At 63.4% G+C, this 20,832-nt stretch carries 21 protein-coding genes; 6 read left to right on the forward strand and 15 right to left on the reverse strand.

Annotated elements, in window-relative coordinates; all coding sequences use genetic code 11:
- Positions 1 to 1,195, forward strand: a 1,195-nt coding sequence (locus VIE67_RS07545; protein ID WP_332024846.1) for a sigma-54-dependent transcriptional regulator, incomplete at its 5' end; no start/stop codon positions are given.
- Positions 1,196 to 1,230: 35 nt separating this feature from the next.
- On the opposite strand, the gene VIE67_RS07550 is transcribed toward VIE67_RS07545, so the two are convergent.
- Positions 1,231 to 3,276 carry a thioredoxin domain-containing protein gene (locus tag VIE67_RS07550; RefSeq protein ID WP_332024848.1) on the reverse strand — a complete coding sequence of 682 codons (2,046 nt, stop codon included), beginning with the start codon at positions 3,274 to 3,276 and terminating at the stop codon, positions 1,231 to 1,233.
- A 108-nt stretch (positions 3,277 to 3,384) separates the two neighbouring features.
- On the opposite strand from VIE67_RS07550, the gene lgt reads away from it, so the two are divergent.
- The 3 genes from lgt to VIE67_RS07565 all read left to right on the forward strand — a co-directional run bounded on the left by lgt (position 3,385) and on the right by VIE67_RS07565 (position 5,643).
- A complete protein-coding gene (gene lgt / locus VIE67_RS07555) occupies positions 3,385 to 4,251 on the forward strand; it encodes a prolipoprotein diacylglyceryl transferase (protein WP_332024850.1) in 867 nt (288 codons plus the stop codon).
- Between the two features lie 79 nt (positions 4,252 to 4,330).
- A complete protein-coding gene (locus tag VIE67_RS07560; RefSeq protein WP_332024852.1) occupies positions 4,331 to 5,125 on the forward strand; it encodes a thymidylate synthase in 795 nt (264 codons plus the stop codon).
- Positions 5,122 to 5,643 carry a dihydrofolate reductase gene (locus VIE67_RS07565; protein ID WP_332024854.1) on the forward strand — a complete coding sequence of 174 codons (522 nt, stop codon included), beginning with the start codon at positions 5,122 to 5,124 and terminating at the stop codon, positions 5,641 to 5,643. The genes VIE67_RS07560 and VIE67_RS07565 overlap by 4 nt, the downstream gene beginning before the upstream one ends.
- Positions 5,644 to 5,700: 57 nt before the next feature.
- Here VIE67_RS07565 and VIE67_RS07570 read toward each other — a convergent pair whose 3' ends face one another.
- The 4 genes from VIE67_RS07570 to gcvA form a co-directional block, all read right to left on the reverse strand.
- A complete protein-coding gene (locus tag VIE67_RS07570) occupies positions 5,701 to 6,549 on the reverse strand; it encodes a symmetrical bis(5'-nucleosyl)-tetraphosphatase (protein WP_332024856.1) in 849 nt (282 codons plus the stop codon).
- A gap of 13 nt (positions 6,550 to 6,562) precedes the next feature.
- Positions 6,563 to 6,946 carry a Co2+/Mg2+ efflux facilitator ApaG/CorD gene (gene apaG, locus VIE67_RS07575; RefSeq protein WP_332024858.1) on the reverse strand — a complete coding sequence of 128 codons (384 nt, stop codon included), beginning with the start codon at positions 6,944 to 6,946 and terminating at the stop codon, positions 6,563 to 6,565.
- Positions 6,947 to 7,063: 117 nt separating this feature from the next.
- On the reverse strand, positions 7,064 to 7,870 hold the full coding sequence (gene rsmA, locus VIE67_RS07580; protein WP_332024860.1) for a 16S rRNA (adenine(1518)-N(6)/adenine(1519)-N(6))-dimethyltransferase RsmA: 807 nt from the start codon (positions 7,868 to 7,870) through the stop codon (positions 7,064 to 7,066).
- Positions 7,871 to 7,875: 5 nt separating this feature from the next.
- The gene (gene gcvA, locus VIE67_RS07585; protein ID WP_332024862.1) at positions 7,876 to 8,790 is read right to left on the reverse strand and encodes a transcriptional regulator GcvA; all 915 of its coding nucleotides are present in this window, start codon (positions 8,788 to 8,790) and stop codon (positions 7,876 to 7,878) included.
- 128 nt (positions 8,791 to 8,918) lie between these two features.
- On the opposite strand from gcvA, the gene VIE67_RS07590 reads away from it, so the two are divergent.
- A complete protein-coding gene (locus VIE67_RS07590) occupies positions 8,919 to 9,839 on the forward strand; it encodes a DMT family transporter (RefSeq protein WP_332024864.1) in 921 nt (306 codons plus the stop codon).
- A gap of 10 nt (positions 9,840 to 9,849) precedes the next feature.
- Here VIE67_RS07590 and pdxA read toward each other — a convergent pair whose 3' ends face one another.
- The 10 genes from pdxA to VIE67_RS07640 form a co-directional block, all read right to left on the reverse strand.
- Positions 9,850 to 10,923, reverse strand: a complete 1,074-nt coding sequence (gene pdxA / locus VIE67_RS07595) for a 4-hydroxythreonine-4-phosphate dehydrogenase PdxA (protein WP_332024866.1) — start codon at positions 10,921 to 10,923, stop codon at positions 9,850 to 9,852.
- 8 nt (positions 10,924 to 10,931) lie between these two features.
- On the reverse strand, positions 10,932 to 12,257 hold the full coding sequence (locus VIE67_RS07600; RefSeq protein ID WP_332024868.1) for a peptidylprolyl isomerase: 1,326 nt from the start codon (positions 12,255 to 12,257) through the stop codon (positions 10,932 to 10,934).
- Positions 12,258 to 12,375: 118 nt separating this feature from the next.
- The gene (lptD, locus tag VIE67_RS07605) at positions 12,376 to 14,805 is read right to left on the reverse strand and encodes an LPS-assembly protein LptD (protein WP_332024870.1); all 2,430 of its coding nucleotides are present in this window, start codon (positions 14,803 to 14,805) and stop codon (positions 12,376 to 12,378) included.
- Between the two features lie 69 nt (positions 14,806 to 14,874).
- Entirely contained in the window at positions 14,875 to 15,063 is a 189-nt protein-coding gene (locus VIE67_RS07610; RefSeq protein WP_332024872.1) for a hypothetical protein, read from the reverse strand.
- Positions 15,064 to 15,147: 84 nt separating this feature from the next.
- Positions 15,148 to 15,528, reverse strand: a complete 381-nt coding sequence (locus tag VIE67_RS07615) for a VOC family protein (RefSeq protein ID WP_332024874.1) — start codon at positions 15,526 to 15,528, stop codon at positions 15,148 to 15,150.
- Positions 15,529 to 15,619: 91 nt separating this feature from the next.
- On the reverse strand, positions 15,620 to 16,717 hold the full coding sequence (locus VIE67_RS07620) for a DUF4238 domain-containing protein (RefSeq protein ID WP_332024876.1): 1,098 nt from the start codon (positions 16,715 to 16,717) through the stop codon (positions 15,620 to 15,622).
- 186 nt (positions 16,718 to 16,903) lie between these two features.
- Complete coding sequence (locus VIE67_RS07625; RefSeq protein WP_332024878.1) at positions 16,904 to 17,824, reverse strand: histone deacetylase family protein; 921 nt, start codon at positions 17,822 to 17,824, stop codon at positions 16,904 to 16,906.
- Positions 17,821 to 18,276, reverse strand: a complete 456-nt coding sequence (locus VIE67_RS07630; RefSeq protein ID WP_332024880.1) for a hypothetical protein — start codon at positions 18,274 to 18,276, stop codon at positions 17,821 to 17,823. Before VIE67_RS07630 ends, VIE67_RS07625 begins: the two co-directional genes overlap by 4 nt.
- Positions 18,273 to 18,839, reverse strand: a complete 567-nt coding sequence (locus VIE67_RS07635; RefSeq protein ID WP_332024882.1) for a cob(I)yrinic acid a,c-diamide adenosyltransferase — start codon at positions 18,837 to 18,839, stop codon at positions 18,273 to 18,275. Before VIE67_RS07635 ends, VIE67_RS07630 begins: the two co-directional genes overlap by 4 nt.
- A gap of 108 nt (positions 18,840 to 18,947) precedes the next feature.
- Positions 18,948 to 19,541, reverse strand: coding sequence for a DUF6580 family putative transport protein (locus VIE67_RS07640; RefSeq protein ID WP_332024883.1), 594 nt, complete (start codon positions 19,539 to 19,541; stop codon positions 18,948 to 18,950).
- Between the two features lie 79 nt (positions 19,542 to 19,620).
- Between VIE67_RS07640 and ubiH the strand changes: the two genes are divergently transcribed.
- The coding region (gene ubiH / locus VIE67_RS07645; protein ID WP_332024885.1) for a 2-octaprenyl-6-methoxyphenyl hydroxylase at positions 19,621 to 20,832 on the forward strand (1,212 nt) is incomplete at its 3' end.

A 20,832-nucleotide genomic window follows, 5' to 3' on the forward strand; every position in this document is an offset into this window, starting at 1 on the left:
GGTGCTGCAGGACATGAACTTCCACGAGGACACCACCTCCGGCGAGGATGGCGTCGCATTGTTCCGCGCGATTCGCGCACGCGAACCGGATCTGCCGGTGATCCTGCTCACCGCGTGGACGCATCTGGAAACCGCGATCGAACTGGTCAAGGCCGGCGCCGCCGATTACCTGGCCAAGCCCTGGGACGACAACAAGCTGTTGGCCACGGTCGAGAACCTGCTTGAACTGTCGGAAAGCACGCGTGAAGTCGCGCGCCTGCACGGCGAGCGGCGTGCGAGTCGCAGCGCGCTGCGCGAGCGTTTCGATCTTCGCGGCATCGTGTTTGCTTCGCATGCGATGGAACGTCTGGTCGAACTCGCCGGGCAGATAGCGCGCGCCGATGCGCCGGTGCTGATCAGCGGTCCGAACGGGGCGGGCAAGGAATGCATCGCCGAAATCGTGCATTTCAATTCGCCGGTAAAGGCCGGACCCTTCGTCGTGGTCAATTGCGGCGCGTTGCCGTCCGAACTGATCGAGGCCGAACTGTTCGGTGCCGAAGCGGGCGCGTACACGGGTGCGAACAAGGCACGCGAGGGGCGTTTCGAAATCGCCGATCGCGGCACGTTGCTGCTCGACGAAATCGGCAATCTGCCGCTTTCCGGACAGGTCAAGCTGTTGCGCATACTGGAAAGCGGCAAATTCGAACGCCTTGGGTCGAGCAAGACGCGCGAAGTGAAAGTGCGCGTGCTCAGCGCAACCAACGCCGATCTGCCCGCGATGATTGGCAAAGGCCTGTTCCGTGAGGATTTGTACTATCGCTTGAATGTGATCGAACTCGTGCTGTCGCCGCTCGCCGCGCGGCCCGACGATATCCTGCCGCTCGCCGAGCATTTTCTCGGCGATGGCATCGCGCTCAGCGACGAGGCGCGTGGCGCCCTGCTCGCTCACGTTTGGCCAGGCAATGTGCGCGAGCTCAAGAATGCGATCCAGCGCGCGAGCCTGCTCTGTCGCGACGGCCTGATCGCGGCCGCCGATCTCGGCCTCGCCGCACGCGTCGCGCCGCCGCGCATGGTGGCCGACGCTGAACCCGATCGCGCGGCGATCGAAGCCGCGCTGGTGCGCGCCAAAGGCGTGATCAGCCAGGCGTCGGCGGAACTGGGTCTGTCGCGCCAGGCGCTGTATCGGCGCATGGAAAAAATGGGAATTGAAGGGTAGAGGTAGACGCTTGAGAAGGCGTTAACCCAACACGGTCAAGGCGCGCGCAGTGCAGCGGCCAGTGCCTGCGGCGTCGCCAATGGCGGCAAACACTGCGTGCCTCGACACAAGTAGGCAACGCCGCCCGAGTCATATTTCTGCGCATCGAGGATTCCGCCCAGCCCGTCAGCGCTCGCGGGAATGAAATAGACGTCCGTGCGCTGCGGCGTATCCGCGCTCAGCGTGGACCGCCACGCTTTTTCCTCGGCGTCGCTGTCGAAACGCACGACGACATGCGTGCGCGGATGCAGAAAATCGTTCAACGCGCGCTGCAGCGAGGCGCAGCCTTGCGGCATCGACTGCATGGTGGAAAAGGCCGCTCGCAGGGTGCGTTCCGCGGCATCCAGATAGCGCGTCTCGCCGACGAGGTGGCCGAGACGCAGCAAGGCGCGCGCGGCGATACCGTTGCCGGAAGGAACCGCATCGTCGGCCCAGGGCTTGGGGCGTTGGATCAGGTTTTCGTGATCGTTGGCGGTGAACCAGAAGCCGCCGCGCGCGCGATCCTCGAAACGGTCGAGCAGGGCGTCGGCCAGTTGGCGTGCCCAGGCGAGATAACGATCGTTCCAATGGCATTGCAAAAATTCGAGCAACGCGTCGAGCAGGAAGACGTAGTCGTCGAGATAAGCCGGCAGTTTCGCGACACCGCCGGCGTGACTGGCGAACAGCCGGTCGTCGCGCCACGACTGCGCATGCAGGAATTCGATCGCGTTCGCGGCCAACGCGGTCAGCGCCGGCGTATCCAGCGCGCGCGCGGCACGCGCGAGACCGGCGATCATCAACGCATTCCACGCAGTGAGAATCTTGTCGTCGAGGCCGGGGCGCACGCGTGGGCTGCGCGCGGCGAACAGTTTTGCGCGCGCGCGCGCGATCACAGCTTCGATGTCGGCCGTTGTCCGCTTCGATGCTGCCGCTATCGCAGCGACCGGCTCGGCGACGATCGGATTCCAGTGTGTGCCCTCGAAATTCGGCGCACGATCGAAACCATAATGGCGCTCGGCAACAGCGAACTCGTCATCGCTCAACAAGGCGCGCACTTCATCGCGCTGCCAGATATAGAACTTGCCTTCCTCGCCCTCGGAATCCGCATCGAGCGCGGCATAGAACGCGCCGCCCGATTGCATGGACGTTGCGGTCATTTCGCGCGCAAGCCACGCGACCAGTTCCTGCGCAGCGCGCAAATACTGCGCATTGCCCGTGGCACGCGCGCGAATGGCATACAAGGGCAGCAACTGCGCGTTGTCGTAAAGCATCTTCTCGAAATGCGGGATCTCCCAGCGCTGATCCACGCTGTAGCGGCAGAAACCGCCGCCGATCTGGTCATGGATGCCGCCATCAGCCATACGCGTCAGGGTCAGCTCGACCATGCTGCGCGTATCGTCCGTATCCAGATCAAGCAGCAATTCCATCTCCGCGCAATGCGGAAATTTGGGCGCACCGAGATGGCCGCCGTGGGTGCGGTCAAAATTCTGTCCGATCTGCGCCAGCGCCGCACGCACCGGCGCATCGCCCAGCGCGTCGGTGTGCGTTGCACCGTCGCCATACTGCTCGAGAAATTCGCGCAGCGTCGCGTTTTGCGCGCGCACGTCGCCGCGGCGCTGGTCCCAGAGACCGCGCACCTGTTCGAGTACATAGGCGAACGGCGGCATACCGTAGCGCGCCTGCTTGGGGAAATACGTGCCGGCGTAGAACGGCGTCAGATCGTCGGGCGCGAGAAACATGGTCAGCGGCCAGCCGCCACCGCGTCGGGTCAACGCCTGATGCGCGAGCTGATAGATCTTGTCCAGATCGGGGCGCTCCTCGCGGTCCACTTTTATACAAATGAACTTGTCGTTCATGACGCGCGCGGTGGCCGCGTCCTCGAAGCTCTCGTGCGCCATCACGTGGCACCAGTGGCAGGCGCTGTAGCCGATCGACAGCAGGATCGGCTTGTCCTGCGCGCGCGCCGCGGCCAGCGCGTCGGCGTTCCACGGCCACCAGTCGACGGGGTTGTGCGCATGCTGGCGCAGATAGGGGCTGGCTTCCTGACTCAGACGATTGCTCATGCCGCAAGCCTACCCCAATCCGGCGTTTGGAGTCGGTACCGAATCCCGCCAAGCCCGCAGCGCTTTCTGCGACAATAGCCCCAGAATCGCAAGGTCCATCGACACCGCATGCCGTATTTCCACAATATCAATCCGCTCGCGTTTTCCATCGGCCCACTGGCCGTGCACTGGTACGGCATCATGTATTTGCTCGGCTTCGCCGGCGCGTGGTTTCTCGGCAACCGGCGCCGCGAGCAGGGGCGCTTGCCGGTCAGCTACGACGCGTTTTCCGATCTCTCGTTCTACGTCATGCTCGGGGTGATCCTCGGCGGACGCATCTGGTACATGCTGTCCTACGTGTCGCCCGACTGGATCGTCCACGATCCTATCGCGCTGATCCGCGTCTGGGACGGCGGCATGTCCTTCCACGGCGGACTCATCGGCGTGCTGATCGCCGGCTGGCTCTGGTCGCGGCGCAACAAAGTACACTTTTTCGATACCGTGGATTTCGTCGCCCCGCTAGTGCCGATCGGTCTTGGTTTTGGCCGGCTCGGCAATTTCATCAACGGCGAACTGTGGGGCAAGCTCACCGATGGCCCCTGGGGCGTGATTTTCCCGGGCGCGCTGGAGTCGCTGAACAAGACGCGCGACGAGTTGTACCAGATGTATCTGGCCGGCCAGCTCAACCACGAGGCGCGGCATCCTTCGCAACTCTACGAGTTCGCGCTCGAAGGCGTGGTCATGTTCGCGGTGCTGTGGATTTATTCGCGCAAGCCGCGTCCGCGCTATGCCGTATCGGGTCTGTTCGCGCTGCTGTACGGTGTGTTTCGTTTCGCGGTCGAATTCGTGCGCATGCCGGACGCGCAACTGGGCTATCTGGCCTGGGGCTGGCTGACGATGGGGCAGATTCAATCGACACCGTTGATCGTCATCGGCCTCGTGCTGCTGTGGATGTCGCGCGGTGAAGCAAGGGCAGGGCTGAGGGCTGAGGGCTGAGGGCTATTGTGGCGACAAGTTACCGCGATCTCGTTGTGTGGCAGAAAGCCATGGCGTTGGCGGAGGCTGCCCTGAACCAATGAAACAATACCTCGACCTGCTGCGTCATGTACTCGATCACGGCGACGAAAAGTCCGACCGCACCGGCACCGGCACGCTGTCGGTATTCGGCTGGCAGATGCGCTTCGATCTCGCCGCCGGCTTTCCGCTGGTGACGACGAAGAAGCTGCATACCAAGTCGATCGTGCGCGAGCTGCTGTGGTTCCTGCGCGGGGATACGAACATCGGTTATCTCAAGGAACACGGCGTCGGCATCTGGGACGAATGGGCCGATGCGAACGGGGACCTCGGGCCGGTCTACGGCAAGCAGTGGCGCGCCTGGGCCGCGCCCAACGGGCGCGTTATTGACCAGATTGCTTGGCTTGTCGACGAGATCAAGCGCAATCCCGATTCGCGCCGCCTCGTGGTCAGCGCATGGAATGTCGCCGATCTGCCGAAGATGGCATTGCAGCCCTGTCATGCGCTGTTCCAGTTCCATGTTGCGCGCGGGCGGCTGTCGTGCCAGCTGTACCAGCGCTCCGGCGACGTCTTTCTCGGCGTGCCGTTCAATATCGCGAGCTATGCTCTGCTCACGCACATGATCGCGCAGGTCACCGGCTTGCAGGCCGGTGACTTCGTGCACACGCTCGGCGATGCGCATTTGTATAAAAATCATCTCGACCAGGCACGCGAGCAGCTCAGCCGCGAGCCGTTGCCCTTGCCGACGCTGAAGCTGAATCCCGCGGTGCAGTCGATCGACGATTTCCGTTTCGAGGATATCGCGATCGAGGGCTACCGCTCGCACGCCGCGATCAAGGCGCCTGTAGCTGTATGAACAGGAACGATCGCGGTGTGAGCGCGATCAGTCTTGTCGCCGCGCTGGACCGCAACCGCGCGATCGGTCGTGCGGGCGAGATGCCATGGCATCTGCCGGACGACCTGCGGCGCTTCAAGGCGCTGACGTTGGGCAAGCCGGTGCTGATGGGACGCAAGACCGCGCTCGCGATCGGCCGACCGTTGCCGGGCCGGCCCAATCTCGTGCTCACGCGCGGCGCCGCGGCACCTTTCGCCGGGCAACTGGCCGTGGCTTCGCTCGATGCGGCACTGAGCGCAGCCGATGGCGCGGAGTTGATGGTGATCGGCGGCGGCGAAGTCTATGCGCTGGCGTTGCCGCACGCGACGAACCTGCACCTGACATGGATCGACACTGCGGCAAGCGATGCCGATACGTTTTTCCCCGCCTTCGATCCGGGGCTGTGGCGCGAAACGTCGCGCGAAGCGCATGCGGCCGATGCGCGGCATGAGTATGGTTTTAGCTTTGTGGATTATGAGAGGAGCAGGGCTGAGGGCTGACGGCTGAGGGCTGAAAAGCCGCGGGGAGTTCAAGCTCTTGATCTTCAGCCCTCAGCCCTAATCCGCTGTCTTGCCAGCCGGCCGGGTGCGCGTCGATCTGATGCTGATGAATTGCGGTTCCTCGCCGTCGATACGCAGGGCGATAAGCTCGCCGCCCCAGACGCAGCCGCCGTCGATCGCGTACACGCCCATGCCCTGAAAACGGCCGAGCGTCGACCAATGCCCGCAGACCATGCGCATATCCTGGCGCACGCGGCCGGGCACTTCGAACCACGGATATAGACCGGGCTTCTGTGTCCCCGGCGCGCCTTTCTCGGAGTAGGCGATGCGCCCGCGCACGTCGCAGAAGCGCAGCCGCGTCATCACGTTGATCGTCGCGCGCAGCCGCTCCATGCCGCGCAGTTGCGGTGTCCACATATCGGGTTTGTTGCCGAACATCGCGGTGAGCAGTCGCCTCGCACCTTCGCCACCGAGGCGTTGCTCGACCTCGCGCGCAGCGCGTTCGGCGCGATCCAGCGTCCAACCCGGCGCGAAGCCGGCGTGCACGAGGATGAAATTCAGCGCGTGGTCGACGTGCAGCAGCGGCCGCGTGCGCAGCCAGTTGAGCAGCGAGTCGCGATCCGGCGCAAACAACACCTCGCGCAGGTCGGCATTCACTTTCGCCTGCGCCGCTTCGTCGCGCTCGGCGACCGCGAGCAGGCTCAGGTCGTGGTTGCCGAGTACGCAGATCGCGCTCTTGCCGAACGACTGCACCTGGCGCAGTACGGCGAGCGACTGGCCGCCGCGGTTGACCAGATCGCCGCAGAACCACAGCGTGTCGCGCGAGGAATCGAAACGGATTTTCTCGAGCAGGCGCGCGAGTTCGTCGTAGCAACCCTGTACATCGCCGATCGCGTACGTGGCCATCAGAGTAATGCCATCAGTGCACCGTACGCGGAATCGACAGGGTGAACTGCGGAATGCGCGCGTCGAAATGGCGGCCGTCGTCGGCGAGCATCTGGTAGCTGCCGCGCATCGTGCCGACCGCGGTTTCGAGGACGGCGCCGGAGGTATAGGAAAAATCGTCGCCGGGGCGCAGCCATGGCTGCTCGCCGACCACGCCCTCGCCGCGCACTTCCTGTACCTTGCCGTTGGCGTCGGTGATGATCCAGTGGCGCGAAATCAGGCGCGCGGCCACGCTGCCGGTGTTGGCGATGCGGATCGTGTAAGCGAACGCATAGCGGTTGTCGGACGGCGCGGACTGGTCATTCAGGAACTGGGTCTGCACCGCCACGGTGATCGTGTAGGAGTTTTCGTTGGCCATGCTTCGATTTTGCTCAGCGCGGCGGTTTCAAGCAAGCGCTTGTTGCATGGCGATGCAGCGTCTGGCCGCAAGGATCACGATCAAACACCGGAAATTTTGTGCTTTTACCCTGTGCGTTCAGTCGGGTCTTGCGCTCAGCCATTGTGCCAGCGCGACGAAGGTGGCCGGCGCCAGTTGCTCGGCGCGCGCACGTGGGTCGATGCCTGCGGCGGCCAGTTGCTCGGCGCTGGCGAATTCACGCAGCGCGTTGGTCAGCGTCTTGCGGCGCTGGCCGAACGCCGCGCGCACGAGCCTGGCGATCAAGCCGAAATCGGCCTGCGGCAAATCGGCAGGTGCCAGCGGGACCAGGCGCACGACCGCGGAATCGACTTTCGGCGGCGGCCGGAATGCGCCCGGGGGCACGCCGAACAGTGGCTCGACCGTGCAGCGCAATTGCAACATCACACTGAGGCGGCCATAGGTCTTGCTGCCCGGTCCGGCAGCCATGCGCTCGACCACCTCTTTCTGCAGCATGAAGTGCATGTCCTCGATCGCGTTTGCGTGGTCGAGGCAGTGGAACAGGATCGGCGTCGAGATGTTGTACGGCAGATTGCCGACCACGCGCACCCGCGCGCCCGCTGCGAGCGCGCCGAAATCGACGCTCAGCACATCGCGGCTGACGATCGTCAGTTCGCCAATCGGCGCGGCGCGCGCACGCAAGGGCTCGATCAGGTCGCGATCCAACTCGATCGCAATCAGCTTGCCGGCGGCCTGCAGCAGCGGAAAGGTTAAAGCGCCTTCGCCGGGACCGATTTCGACCAGCACGTCGCTCGCTCGCGGCGAAACCGCCTCGACGATGCGCCGAAGTATATTTTTGTCGTGGAGAAAGTGCTGACCGAAGCGCTTGCGCGGAATATGTGACGCGCTGGAGAGCGGGAAATTCATCGGCGCTATTTTAGCGAAGGATCGTACATCGGCGGCGAAGCCTGCAGTTCTTCGAGCAGCCAGGTGCGAAACAGCTGCAACGCCGGTTTGCGTGCGTGCGTCGACGGATAGACGAGATGGCAGGTCATCGGCGAGGGAATGCGCAGTGCAAACGGCGCGACCAGCACGCCGGCGCGCAGCTTGAGCGCGGCCAGCGAACCGCGTGCGAGCACCACGCCCTGACCCTGGATCGCCGCCTGCAGCGCGAGCTCGGAATCGTTGAACAGCGGACCGCGGCGTGGCTCGGGCCAGTTCAACCCGGCTGCGGCAAGCCACGCCGCCCAAGGCTGCTGGCGGATGCGCAGCAGCGGTACGCGCGCGAGATCGGCGGGTGCGCGCACGCGCGCGCTGCGGCGCAGCGCCGGACTCAGGGTCGGAAACAATTCGTCGTCGAAGAGTTTCTCGCTGATCATGCCTTCGTAGTTGCCGGCGCCGTAGCGGATCGCGACATCGACGCCGTCGTTGCGGAAATTGGCGACCGCCGAGGTGCTGTCCAGGCGCAACTCGACACCGGGATGGCGTTCGAGAAATCCGCCGAGCCGGGTTACCAGCCAGGCGGCGGCGAACGAGGGCAGCACGCTGACCGTGAGCGAATTCGAACTGTCCTGGCCGCGCACGCGCTCTACCGCCGCGGCCAGCGTATCGAGCGCGGCGCGCACGTCCTGGGCAAGCATTTGGCCGCTCTCGGTCGCCCGCATCTGGCGTCCGACGCGCTCGAACAGGCGCAATCCCAGGGCGCTTTCCAGCGAATGGATCTGATGGCTGACCGCGCTGTGGGTCAGGCTCAATTCGTCCGCGGCGCGCGAATAATTCTGATGGCGCACCGCCGCTTCGAGCACGCGCAGCGAACGCAAGGGGGGCAGACGATGCAGGGAGTCCATACGTCACCAATTGTGAGGTAAATTCACAGATTGCGGGAAAAAATAGCGTTTTTCCACAGCCAGCGCCAGCACTAGACTCTCCGCCAATCTTATCCATTGCTGCGCCATATCCGGCGCAAGAGGCATCCGTGAATTCCGCCGTACTCGTTCGTCTGGTCCTCCTCGGCATGATCTGGGGCGCGTCATTCCTGTTCCAGCGCATTGCCGTGCCGGTGGTCGGCGCGGGCATGACCGCCGCCGCGCGCATGATCTTCGCCGCGCTGACCCTGAGCATCGTCCTCGCGCTGATGCGCAAATCGCTGCAATGGCGCCGACGCTGGAAGGATTATCTGTTGATCGGCACGACGGTCGCCGGCGTGCCTTTCCTGTGCTTCGCCTACGGCGCCTATTCGCTGCCGGCCGGTTATCTCGCCGTGCTCAATGCGACCACGCCGCTGTTCACCGTGCTGCTGGTCAGTCTTGCCGGCACGCGTGCGTCGGCGTCGAAATGGGTCGGCGTCGTGGTCGGCATCGTCGGCGTCTTCACCCTTGCGCGTTTTGGTACGGTGGGCATGAATCTGCAGACCGCGCTGGGCTTCGCGGCCGTGCTCGTCGCCTCGCTGCTGTATGCCTACAGTGCGCGCGCGATCCAGCTGCGGTTCGCCGATGTCGATCCGCTGGTCGTCGCGACCGGCAACATGATCGGCGGGACGTTGCCGCTGCTGCCGGTGGCGATCTACACGTTTCCGCGCCAGATGCCGTCGCTCGGCGTGCTCGGCTGTTTGCTTGCGCTCGGCGTCATCTGCACCGCGCTGGCGTATGCGCTGCATTTTCGCAACATCCGCGAAGCCGGCAGCGAACGCGCGGTCACGGTGACCTTCTTCGTGCCGCTGTTTGCCCAACTCTGGGGCGCGCTGTTCCTCGGCGAGAGCGTGACCTGGGCCAGCGCCACGGGTTGCGCACTGGTATTGCTCGCAGTGGCCTTTATCTTCGAACAGGTGCCAGGATTTGCGCGCCGCAGCCGGCCGGTCGTGCTGGCGCCGAAGCTGTGTGAGAACAAGGCCGCGTAACGCGACGATCTCAGGCGATCAGTTGCAGCGCAAGCTTCGCCGCCGCGATCAGGCTCGACGCATCGGCGCGGCCGCTGCCGGCCAGGTCCAGTGCCGTGCCGTGATCGACCGAAGTGCGCACGAAGGGTAGGCCGAGGGTGACATTGACAGAGTCGCCGAAGCCGAGCGCTTTGAGTACGGGCAGGCCTTGATCGTGGTACATCGCCAGGTAAGCGTCGTACTTCGCGCGCAGCGCCGGCAGGAACGCGGTGTCCGCGGGCAGCGGACCGTCGACCGCGATGCTTTCCTCCCGCAACGTATCCAGCGCGGGCATGATCGTGTCGATTTCCTCGCGACCCAGATGGCCGCTCTCGCCCGCATGCGGATTCAAACCGAGCACGCAGATGCGCGGGCTGACAATGCGGAATTTCGCGCGCAGGTCGTTGTATACAATGCGCACAATGCGCACCAGCAGATCTTGCGTGATCGCGGCCGGCACCGCGGCCAGCGGCAGGTGGGTGGTCGCGAGCGCAACGCGCAGCGCAGTGGAGTCCTGCCCCTCACCCCTTACCCTCTCCCGCGAGCGGGAGAGGGGGAGTGATTGTCGCGCTTCGCGCGACGGCGTTATTTCATTGGAGTGGGGCGCGACCAACAGCATGGCGACATCGCAGTGCGCACGTTCGGCAAAGAACTCGGTGTGCCCGGTGAACGCAAAGCCAGCGTCGATCAGGATGCTTTTCTGCACGGGCGCGGTAACCACGGCATCGAATTCGCCGCCAAGGCAGCCGTCGGCCGCGCGCGCGAGTGTGTCGATCACATAAGCGGCATTGCGCACATCGAGCTGGCCCGGCGTCGCCGCGGCGCGTAGCGGAATGGGGACGCAGCGCAACGCACCGGGCACGCGTTGCGTCGTGCGTCTGCCGTCGTCGGTTTCCAGGTGCAGGTCGATGCCGCGCTGTCTGGCTGCGGCTTGCAGCAAAGCGGGGTCGCCGATCGCGATCAGATCGGCGGCCAGATCGGTCGCGGCCAGCGCCGCGACGAGTTCAGGCCCGATCCCGGCCGGTTCGCCGGCGGTGATGGCGATGCGCGGCAGCGGGGCGGTCACGGGACGCCTTACGGCGCGGCGGGCTTGGCCGCCGCATCGGCGCCGGGCAGGCGCACTTCGATGTACGCGTCGGAACGGATCGTGCGCAGGAAATTTTCGTACTCGTCATCGGCCTTGCGATTGCGAATGATTTCGCGCGCCTGCTCGCGCTTGCTCTGCTCGGTACGGTCGGCCTCGCGCTTGCCCAGCAACTGCAAGATATGCCAGCCGACGTCGGTCTGGAATGGCTGCGACACGTCGTTGTCCTTGAGCGCGGCGATCACTTCGGCCACCTTGGTGCCGTACTGGTCGATCGGGAACCAGCCCATTTCGCCACCGAGGGGTCCGGTCTGCGGGTCTTGCGAGGACTCCTTGGCGACCTTGGCGAAATCCTCATGGTTGTCGACGATGCGGTGGCGCAAGTCGGCGACTTTTTTCTTTGCCTCGTCGCTGGCGACGAGCTCGCTCACGGCGATCACGATATGCCGCGCATGATATTCGGTCACCATCTGTTTGGCGTTGCTGCGCTTGTCGATCACCTTGATGATGTGGAAACCATTCGGTGCGCGCACGATGTTCGAGATCTGGCCCGGCTGCGAATTCTCGGCGATTGCGGCGAACGCCTCAGGCACGGAATCGATGCGCCGCCAGCCCAGGTCGCCGCCGTCGAGTGCGTCCGGGGCGTTGGAATAGCGGATCGCCGCGGCGGTGAAATCCATGCCGCCGTCGATCTGCTTCTTCACGTCGTCGGCCTTGTCCTTGGCCTGCTGGATCTGTTGCGCGTTGGCGCCGTCGGGCAGCCCGATCAGGATATGCGCCAGATGCACCTCGTCGGTTTTCACGCTGCCGCTGGCGAGCATCGTATCGACCTCGGCATCGGTGATCGCACCCATGCCCTGCACCACGCGTTGGCGCAGACGCTGCACGAGCAGTTCGTCGCGCAGGGTCTTGCGGAAATCGTCGAAGTCCACGCCATCGTGCGCGAGCGAGGCGCGCAGTTGATTGACCTCGATGTGGTTTTGCTGCGCGATGCGCTGCATCGCCTGATCGACCTCGGTGTCGGTGACGCGGATGCCGGTCGACTGCGCGCGCTGCACCTGCAGGCGCATCATGATCAGGCGATCGAGCACCTGCCGGTTGAGCACGTCGCGTGGCGGCAGCTGCTGCGGGTTGCTGCGGTACTGGGCCAGGATCTGCGCGACCGCGCGATCGAGCTCGCTTTGCAGGATCACGTCGTCCTCGGCGATGGCAACGATGCGGTCGAGCGGTTCGACGCGCAGCAATTGCGCACGCGCGGCCGGGGCGCCGGCAAAAACACTGAACAAAACACAGAAAACGGCGACGAGTTTTTTCATCGGAAAGTCGATCCAGACCAGGTCTTCGCAAGGGAAGGCGCAAACAAGCTGCGCTTGGGTGTTTCAGGTGCGCCGGCGAGTATCCACGCTGACTGCTGAGGATTCGCTGACTGCCACACTACGGGTAGCCAAGCATAGCACGGCGCAGGTAATTTTCCGTTCGCTTGCCGCTGCTGCCGATGCCCTTGAACTCGACCTCGAAAAACAGCGCGGTATCGGGCTTGCTGTTGAGTATCGTGTTGTTGGCGCTGTAGTTCACATCGTTGATGAAACGGCGCAAGACCGTGCGCACGGCGACACAGCAACTGTCGTACTGCACGCCGCCGAAGGTCTCCAGCAGGCGCTTGTCCATCAACGAATAGTAATAGCGGCCGATCAGGCTCCAGCGCGCATTGAGCGGCAGCAGCGCCGTCGCGTCGACCTGTTCGAGGAAGCCGCGGCGGAAATTGTAGGAGATATTGGCCACGCCTTCGGCGCCGAAGCGGTGCTGCAGGGCGATGCGCGAAAGGTCGGTATGGTGATCGGTCGGCACATAGGCCTGGGTCAGCGGATCCAGCGACTGTGGATGCGGATTCCACTGCTGGTCCCAGACCAGGTCCCAGTCCTTGGACAGGCGCAGGTCGAGTTCGCCGATGATGTCCTGGCCGGTGATGTTCAGGTCCGGCGCGCCGGGCAGCTGCACATGCACGGTGGTGAAATACTGGATTTGACCGATGCTCGCGCTGAGCAGCTGATCGCCGGAACTGCTGTCGATCAGGCGCGTGGTCAGCGCCATCGTGAGATTGTTCGCGTTGATCTGGCGATCCGCGCCGACGAAGGTGTTGGTGCGGAACAGGCTGGGAAAATCGAAACTCGGCAACTGCGTGTCGAACACCGGCAGATCGTTCTGATTGCGATACGGCACGTACAGGTAGTACAGGCGCGGCTCCAGCGTCTGCGTGAGCGCGGTGCCGAACAGATTCGTCTCGCGCTCGAAGATCAGGCCCGAGTCGAGGCTGAAGATCGGCAGGTTGCGCGACGGTGAGCGGGTGGTCAGGCTTGGCGGCGATCCGGAAAAGTTCAGATCGGACAGATCATACGAGGTCAGGCGGTAACCCAATTCCGGGCGCAGGAAATAACCGGCGGTCTCGATCGGATAGGCGATATACGGATACGCATCCAGACGCTGCCCGGTCACCGAGTACGAACGCTGGAAATTCACGTACTCGGAATTCACGCCCAACTCGAATCCGCCGACCAGCTTGTCCGCGTTGAAGGTCAGGCGCGGCAGGCGCGTGTAGGGTTTGAACACGAATGGATTCGAGCACAGCTTCGGGCTCGACAGACCGCTGCAGTAAGGCTCCAGGCCCGGATCGGTCACTTCCCAGGTGTCGCCGCCGATGCTCGCCGTCCACCAGTCGCCGCGGCCGTTCACATAGGCGCTCGATTGCAGCAGGCTCACAGCGGTCGTCAGGAAGCTGTCGCCGTAGTCGTGCAGATATTCGTTGTCGGAGACATGATGGATATCGATCGTCGCGCCCAAGTTCGACGAAATCGTGGCCCAGTCCTGCAGGCGCACGTAGCCGCGCGATTCGCCGGTGACATCGTCGTGCGGGATATAACCGAAATCCAGCAGCAGCCGATCCGCGCTCGACAGATAGCGGAATTCGCCATCGAGCATCTGGCCGCGCTTGCTGAATTCCACTGGCTTCAAGGTCGCGTCGTAGTTCGGCGCGAGATCCAGATAGTACGGAAGCATGACCTTGAAGCCGCGCGAATCGCTGTAGCCGAGGCTGGGCGCGAGGAAACCCGATTGGCGGTCCTCGTTGATCGGCCAGCTCAGGTATGGAAACCAGAAGAACGGCACGTCGTTGTAGAGCATCGTGACGCCGTGGCCGGAACCCTTGTTCTGGATCTCGTCGATCGCGATATCGTTTGCGCGCATTTCCCACTGGCGCTCGCTCGGATCGCAGGTCGAATACGTGCCCATGGTCATCTTCGAGTGATCCGGATCCGTCTGGTTCACTGTTGCGGCGACACCGTTGCCGCGCTTGTCGAGCATCTGGTAGCGCACGTTGTCCAGATACGTCACGCTCGGCGTCGTCGTGCCGCGCGCGTGATCGGCCGACATCAGCATGCCCGCGTCCTGATAGCGCACATGGCCGTTGGCGACGTAGTCGGTGGTTTCGGTTTGGTAGCTGATGAAGTCGGTTTGCAGCAGCGCATCGAGGCGTTGCAGACGCACATTGCCTTCGAGCTGCTCGTGCGTGTAGTCTTGGCGGCTGACCTTGTCCGCCTCCGCATCGGTCTTTGCCGTGGAACGATCGCCCGCCGGCGGCAGGCCGGGCACGAAGAAATCCAGCAGATCGTTGCGCTTGCAGGTGGCGTAGGGATCTTTCGGCTTCACGCAGCGCAGTACGCCGACCGCACACACCGGCGCGATTTCAGCCTCGGTGACGACCGCGGTCTGCGCTCCCGCCGACGGCGCCAGCGCCAGCAGCAACAGCGATGGCAGCAGTTGCGGCGGCAGGCGCGAAGCTGTTTTTCCGAAACGGGACGATAACGGCACGGAAGACGTCATAAGCGAACGCAAGGGCGGCAAGCTTGCCCGAAACCCCGGATGCGGGCAATGCGTCCGCTATCGGCGCTGCGACCTGAACGCCCAAACGCACAGACCGCCGGCGACGACCACGGCCAGCCACGAAAACCAAACCGGCACGGCAATCGGCCCGATTTGCACGGGCCAATCGTTGAACGCCCGAATCGCTTGCAGGATTGCCACCAGTCCGAAAACAGCACCTGAAACCGTTGCGTATTTGTTCTGCATGATGGAACTCTCCTATTAGAGAACGCCGAGTTTACGCGCGACAAGAGGGCGCCGGCTATCACGTTGACTATGCTTCCTCGTGGGCTAGTCCCAACGATTGGCGTTCTTCGGAAAACCGGGACGCTGCACCCGAACCACGCAGAAGCGCTGGCCCGTGGGCGCCTCCATCACGACCCAACGCTCCAGGCGGTCCACTACTTTCGCGCCCAGCTTTTCCAAGCGGTTCACCTCGGCAGGAATGTCATCGGTCTCAATGTCGATGTGCACGCGACTCTCATGGTCCACGCGCTGGATCTGCACGACGGGCTCGTCGGGCGGCGTCTCGAGCATGCGGTAATTCCCGCGGCTGCCCGCGTGTGTGGAGTCGACCGCGCGACCCAACGCCTCGCCCCAGAATTGAGCAGCCTCGTCCACGCTGGACGTTTTGCAGTCGATCAGCACGGCGCAAAGGCGGGAATGGTGCATATCGGTGTCTCCAGGTTTCCAGAACCAGCCACCAGGCGTCTGCATGGTGAACGTAGGAACTATCGCTTCGGCTTCAATGAATTGTTAGGTTTCAATGCCCAGTTCCGTGCTTTGTAAGAGGACTGCTTCCCTTGCTTAGTCCTTGGTCGGCTCGCCTTACATGACCGAGACCAGTGCCATTAGAGTAGAAGAATCCATTGTTTCGCCAGTGAAGAATGCTCGGCCACTGTCTCGGCTCGACCCTGATCGACTCCATGTGAATGAGTGCACGAGAGTGTTCTGGCGCGCTCTTCTTGTCTACAACGACAAACTTCGTAACACCGTTAGAAGATTCTGCTTCTATGGCGTAGTGAATTCGATGTCTAGCTGGAGGCTTAAGACCTTCGTTCCTTGAATGTAGCTCCAAGACGCTCTCACTAGCTGCTTGCCCGCTAAAGTAGATGTTAGCTACACAGTTCAAATATTGGAGATCGTTGATGGCATTGACATCAGCCTGATCGCGGAGGTCTACCCAATTGTTCTTATTGGGGATGCTGTAGATATGTCCGTCATAGCAGATGCAGCAGACCCTCGGCGAAAGCGGTAAAACGCAGAGCACCCCTGCTGTATGAAGACCGTAACCTCGCCCCATTGTCGCAATGTTGTTGATCAGCCATCGATTCGTGAGAACAGACGGATCATCCGACGTAATGAACGGAACGTCAGTTCTGTTGTATACGAGGGCGATCTTGAGATCGTCTAGGGTGTCGAGATTTTCTGCGTACGATTGCAATGCGATCTGCACCGCCTCTTTGATACCAAGCTTGAATGATTCAGTCGGATGCTCAATCAGTTCATCGGCCTCCTCAGACATTGCTACTGTCCTCTGAGACGCCGCTTCGGTTCTTGTTTGCTGAAGGAACCAGAAGCGACGAATAATGGTCTTACTACTTAGCGTTAGGGGCCTTCCGTAGGACAAAAGATCGGGCAGAACAGAGGCGTAACTGCTCTCTACAAACTGGATCGCCTTCTCAAGTCGGTCATCGGTACCGTAAAAATAGTCTCGTGAGCATTGATTCTTTATCGGAGCATTCAAGATAACCTTGGCACGGTCGATGTTGAACAAATTAATCGTTTTGCGATGCTCATCGGCCGTGAATGGACGCAGATAACATCGCGGAACGAAGTGTTGATTCTTGTTGGACGCCACCGATTGCGGTCCTTTGAGGTCTAACCCTATTGGGTTGAAGAATGCCGTCTAGTTCCGCAGCCTAGATCGGCGTTAGCGGCTTTTCGATAGCGACAAATTCCTACCGGACACTGGCAAGACAAAGCGCAAAATTCGTTGCACGTGCGCCATCGGTCGATCAACCGACCAGCCTCATCGCAAGCATGCTCAATCCAGCAACGCGCCCACATGCGCTGCCGTCGATTGGCGCAATGCAGTCAGGCTGTAGCCGCCTTCCAGGCTCGAAATCAGGCGGCCGCCGGCGTGCTTGCGCGCGATGTCTACGAGTTCGCGCGTGATCCATTCGTAGTCTTCGGCATCGAGATTGAGGTTGGCGAGCGGATCGAGGTAGTGCGCGTCGAAGCCGGCGGAGATCATCACCAGCTGCGGCTGGAAGCGCTCGACTGCGGGCAGCACGATGTCGCGGCAGGCTTCGCGGAACGCGAACGAACTCGACGCCGGTGGCAGCGGCGCATTGACGATATTGCCGACGCCGCGCTCGTGCGTTGCGCCGGTGCCCGGATACAGCGGCGACTGATGCGTGGACGCGTACAGCACGCGCGGCTCGTTCCAGAAAATGTCCTGCGTGCCATTGCCGTGATGCACATCGAAATCGACGATGGCGACGCGTTCGAGTCCACGCGCGAGCGCGTGCGCGGCGCCGACCGCGACGTTGTTGAACAGGCAGAAACCCATTGCCGTATCGTGCGTGGCGTGATGACCGGGCGGACGCACGGCGCAGAACGCGCGCGTGTTCTTGCCGTCGATCAGCGCGTCCACCGCCGCGCACACCGCGCCTGCAGCGCGCAACGCGGCTTCGAGCGAAGCAGGCGACATCACGGTGTCCGCATCGATCTGCGCAAAACCATCGCGCGGCGCATTCGCGGCGATGCACTCGATCAGCTCGGTTTCGTGCACGCGTTCGAGTTGCGCGCGTGTCGCCAGCGGCGCCTCGACACGATCAAGCGCGGCGAAGCGGTCGTTGTCCAGCGCTTCGAGCACCGCCTGCAATCGCGCCGGCGATTCGGGATGACCGGGGCCGGGCAGATGTTGCAGGCAGGCTGCGTGGGTAACCAAAAGAGTGGTCATGCGTCGATCGCGAGTTTTGGCAGCAGCGGTGCAAGTTGCGTGACGGCCTGCTTTTCGGTCAACCGCCGCGCGGCGGTTGCAGTATCCGCTGGAACCCAATCGGGGAAGTCTTCCTCCTCGATTTTGTGCCGGCCGTTCGCGGTGTGCACTTCGCGCACGCGTGCGAGATTTTTCTGTGGCAGTCGATCGGCGAGGCGCACGAGCGCGGGCCACAGGCGTTGATGCACGAAACTGATCTTGCCATCCACGAGACGGCAGACCAGCACCTGCGGCTCGGCACGCACCGCACGCGTGATCGTGAAGATCGCCTGGCTGCGCGGATGCGACCACCAGTTGCCGCTCAGGGTTTCGCCGGCCAGCGCATCGGCGAGCGAGACGATCGCGCCGCGCCGCGCGGCTTCGCACACGATGCCGTGCTGTTCGATGAAATCCAGCGCCTGCTGCGGCGTCACGGCGTGCGCGGTTTCTTGCGCCGCTCGTGCTGCCACAACACCTCGCCATGGCCCGACGCACGCGCGAGCACGCGCGCGAGCACGAACAGCAGGTCGGAGAGGCGGTTGAGGTAGTGCATCGCTTCGACGCGCACGGTTTCGCTGCGCGACAAGGCGACGACGTCGCGTTCGGCACGCCGGCACACGGTGCGCGCGAGATGACAGCAAGCCGCAGCCATGCCGCCGCCGGGCAGGATGAAGTCCTTGAGTGCGGGCAAATCGGCGTTGAAGCCATCGAGCGTGGTTTCGAGGCGATCGATATCCGCCGCATGCACCATCGCCATGCCCGGAATGCACAGCTCACCGCCGAGATCGAACAGGTCGTGCTGCACCTGGGTCAGGGTTTCGCGCACCGCTGCTGGAATCTCTTGCGCGAGCACCATGCCGATCGCGCTGTTGAGTTCGTCCACCGTGCCGTAAGCGCCGACGCGCGCTGAATCCTTGGTCACGCGCGTGCCGTCGCCGAGGCCTGTAGTTCCATCGTCACCGGTTCGCGTATAGATTTTTGAAAGACGATTACCCACGAGGCGAGAAAATGCGTAGGCTGGGCTGAGCAAGGCGATGCCCAGCAATCATCGAACGATCAGGCGCCGAATCGTTGGGGTTCACGTCGTTCACCCCAACCTACGTTCTTACGCGTTCGCCAACTGCAACGCCGGCCAGCGCCGACGCAGCAGTTCGAAGCCGCCGAACAGCACTGCGCTCCAGACCAGTGTGCCGACCAGCGTGCCGCTGAAGAACGGAATCGCCGCGACATAACAGGGCATGAGGCCGCGAACGCAGGCATCGCCTGCCGGGCCGGCGGCAAACAGCCATACGGCGAAATTGGTCACGACGAAGAACAACACCGCGCTGGCAAAGCTGTAGCCGAAGACGCGCGTAACGTCGACGCGATTGCGCAGCTGCAGGCCGCCGAGCACGGTGAGCGCGATGCAGGCGTAGACCGCCGGCGCGGATCGATACCAGAAGCCGATATTTTCGTCCGACAGGTTGACGCCGATGATCGCGTCGGCGATCGCCATCCCGATCAGCGGCACGATGAACGCGAGGCGGCGATCGGCGAAATACGCGCCGCCAAACAGCGCGATCGCCTCGACCGGAGTGAAGTTGGGCAGCGCGCCCGGTACGAAGAAATTCACCAGCCGCATGCCGACCGCAAACGCGATCATCGCGATCAAAATGCCGGTGCGCGGCGAAAGCAGGGAGGCGGGGGCGTCGTGCTGCATGGTTGTTCTCCGGCGGAACGTGCATCACCGGCGAGGCCGGGGAAGGTCGAATCAGGGCGTATAGCATATCATTCGCGCCATGACCGACGAATCCCGACCCGTTGAATACGACGTGCTGATTGTCGGCGGCGGCCTGGTCGGCGCCAGTTTGGCGATCGCTGTCGATGGTTTGGGTCTGCGCAGCGCGCTGGTCGAGGCCGCGGCGCCGCCGGCAGCCGGTCAGAGCGAGCGCGCGCAGCCAAGTTACGACGAACGCAACCTTGCGCTCGCGCGGGCGAGCGTCAATGCACTCGCCGCGCTCGGTGTATGGAAGCAGGTCGCGCCGCGGGCGACCGGAATCCGCCATGTGCATGTCAGCCGTCAAGGCGAGTTCGGCGTGGCGCGTTTCGATGCCGCAGCGCATGGGCTCGATGCGTTCGGCGCGACCCTGCCCGCGCGCGAACTCGGCAATGGGCTGCTGGCGCGACTCGATGCCTGTACAAACCTGACGCGCTACGCGCCGGCGCAGCTGAGCGCGATTGCCAGCGGGCCGGATGCCATCGGCGCAACGCTGGTCACCTCGACTGGTGAGCAGCGACTGCGCACACGCCTGCTGGTCGGCGCCGACGGCACGGCGTCCTTCGTGCGCACGGCGCTGGGTATACAAACCGACAATGTGGATTATGCGCAAACCGCTTTCGTGACCACGGTAACCCCGGAACGCACGATGGACGGCTGCGCCTACGAGCGCTTCACCGCGACCGGTCCGGTTGCGCTGCTGCCTTTGAGCGAGCGGCGCGCAGGTGTGGTGCTCACCGTGCCGACCGCGGATGCCCTGCGTATCGCTGCACTCGACGCCGCCGGTTTTCTCGATCTGCTGCACGAACGTTTTGGTTACCGCCTGGGCCGTCTCGCGCGACCGGGGCGGCGCGTGTCGTACCCGCTCACTCGCGTGATGGCGCAGCGTCTGGTTGCACCGCACGCAGTGCTGGTGGGCAATGCCGCGCAAACCCTGCATCCGATTGCCGCGCAGGGCTTCAACCTCGGTCTGCGCGATGCGCTGACCCTGGCCGAACTGCTTGGTGAGCAAGCACGCGCCAAAGGCGATGTAGGCGATGCGGGCATGCTGCAACGCTATGCCGAGCGCCGCCATGAGGATCGCATGGGCACTGCGGCGATGAGCGACGGGCTCGCGCGCTGGACTGCGAACGAGGCGCTGCCGTTGAAACTGCTGCGTTCGCTGGGCCTGCTCGCGCTGGATCGCATCGCGCCGTTGCAGCAAGCGATTGTCGCGCGAGGAATGGGGTTCCGC

Origin of the sequence: Rudaea sp. (assembly GCF_036560865.1) — a bacterium.
Lineage (GTDB): Bacteria > Pseudomonadota > Gammaproteobacteria > Xanthomonadales > Rhodanobacteraceae > Rudaea.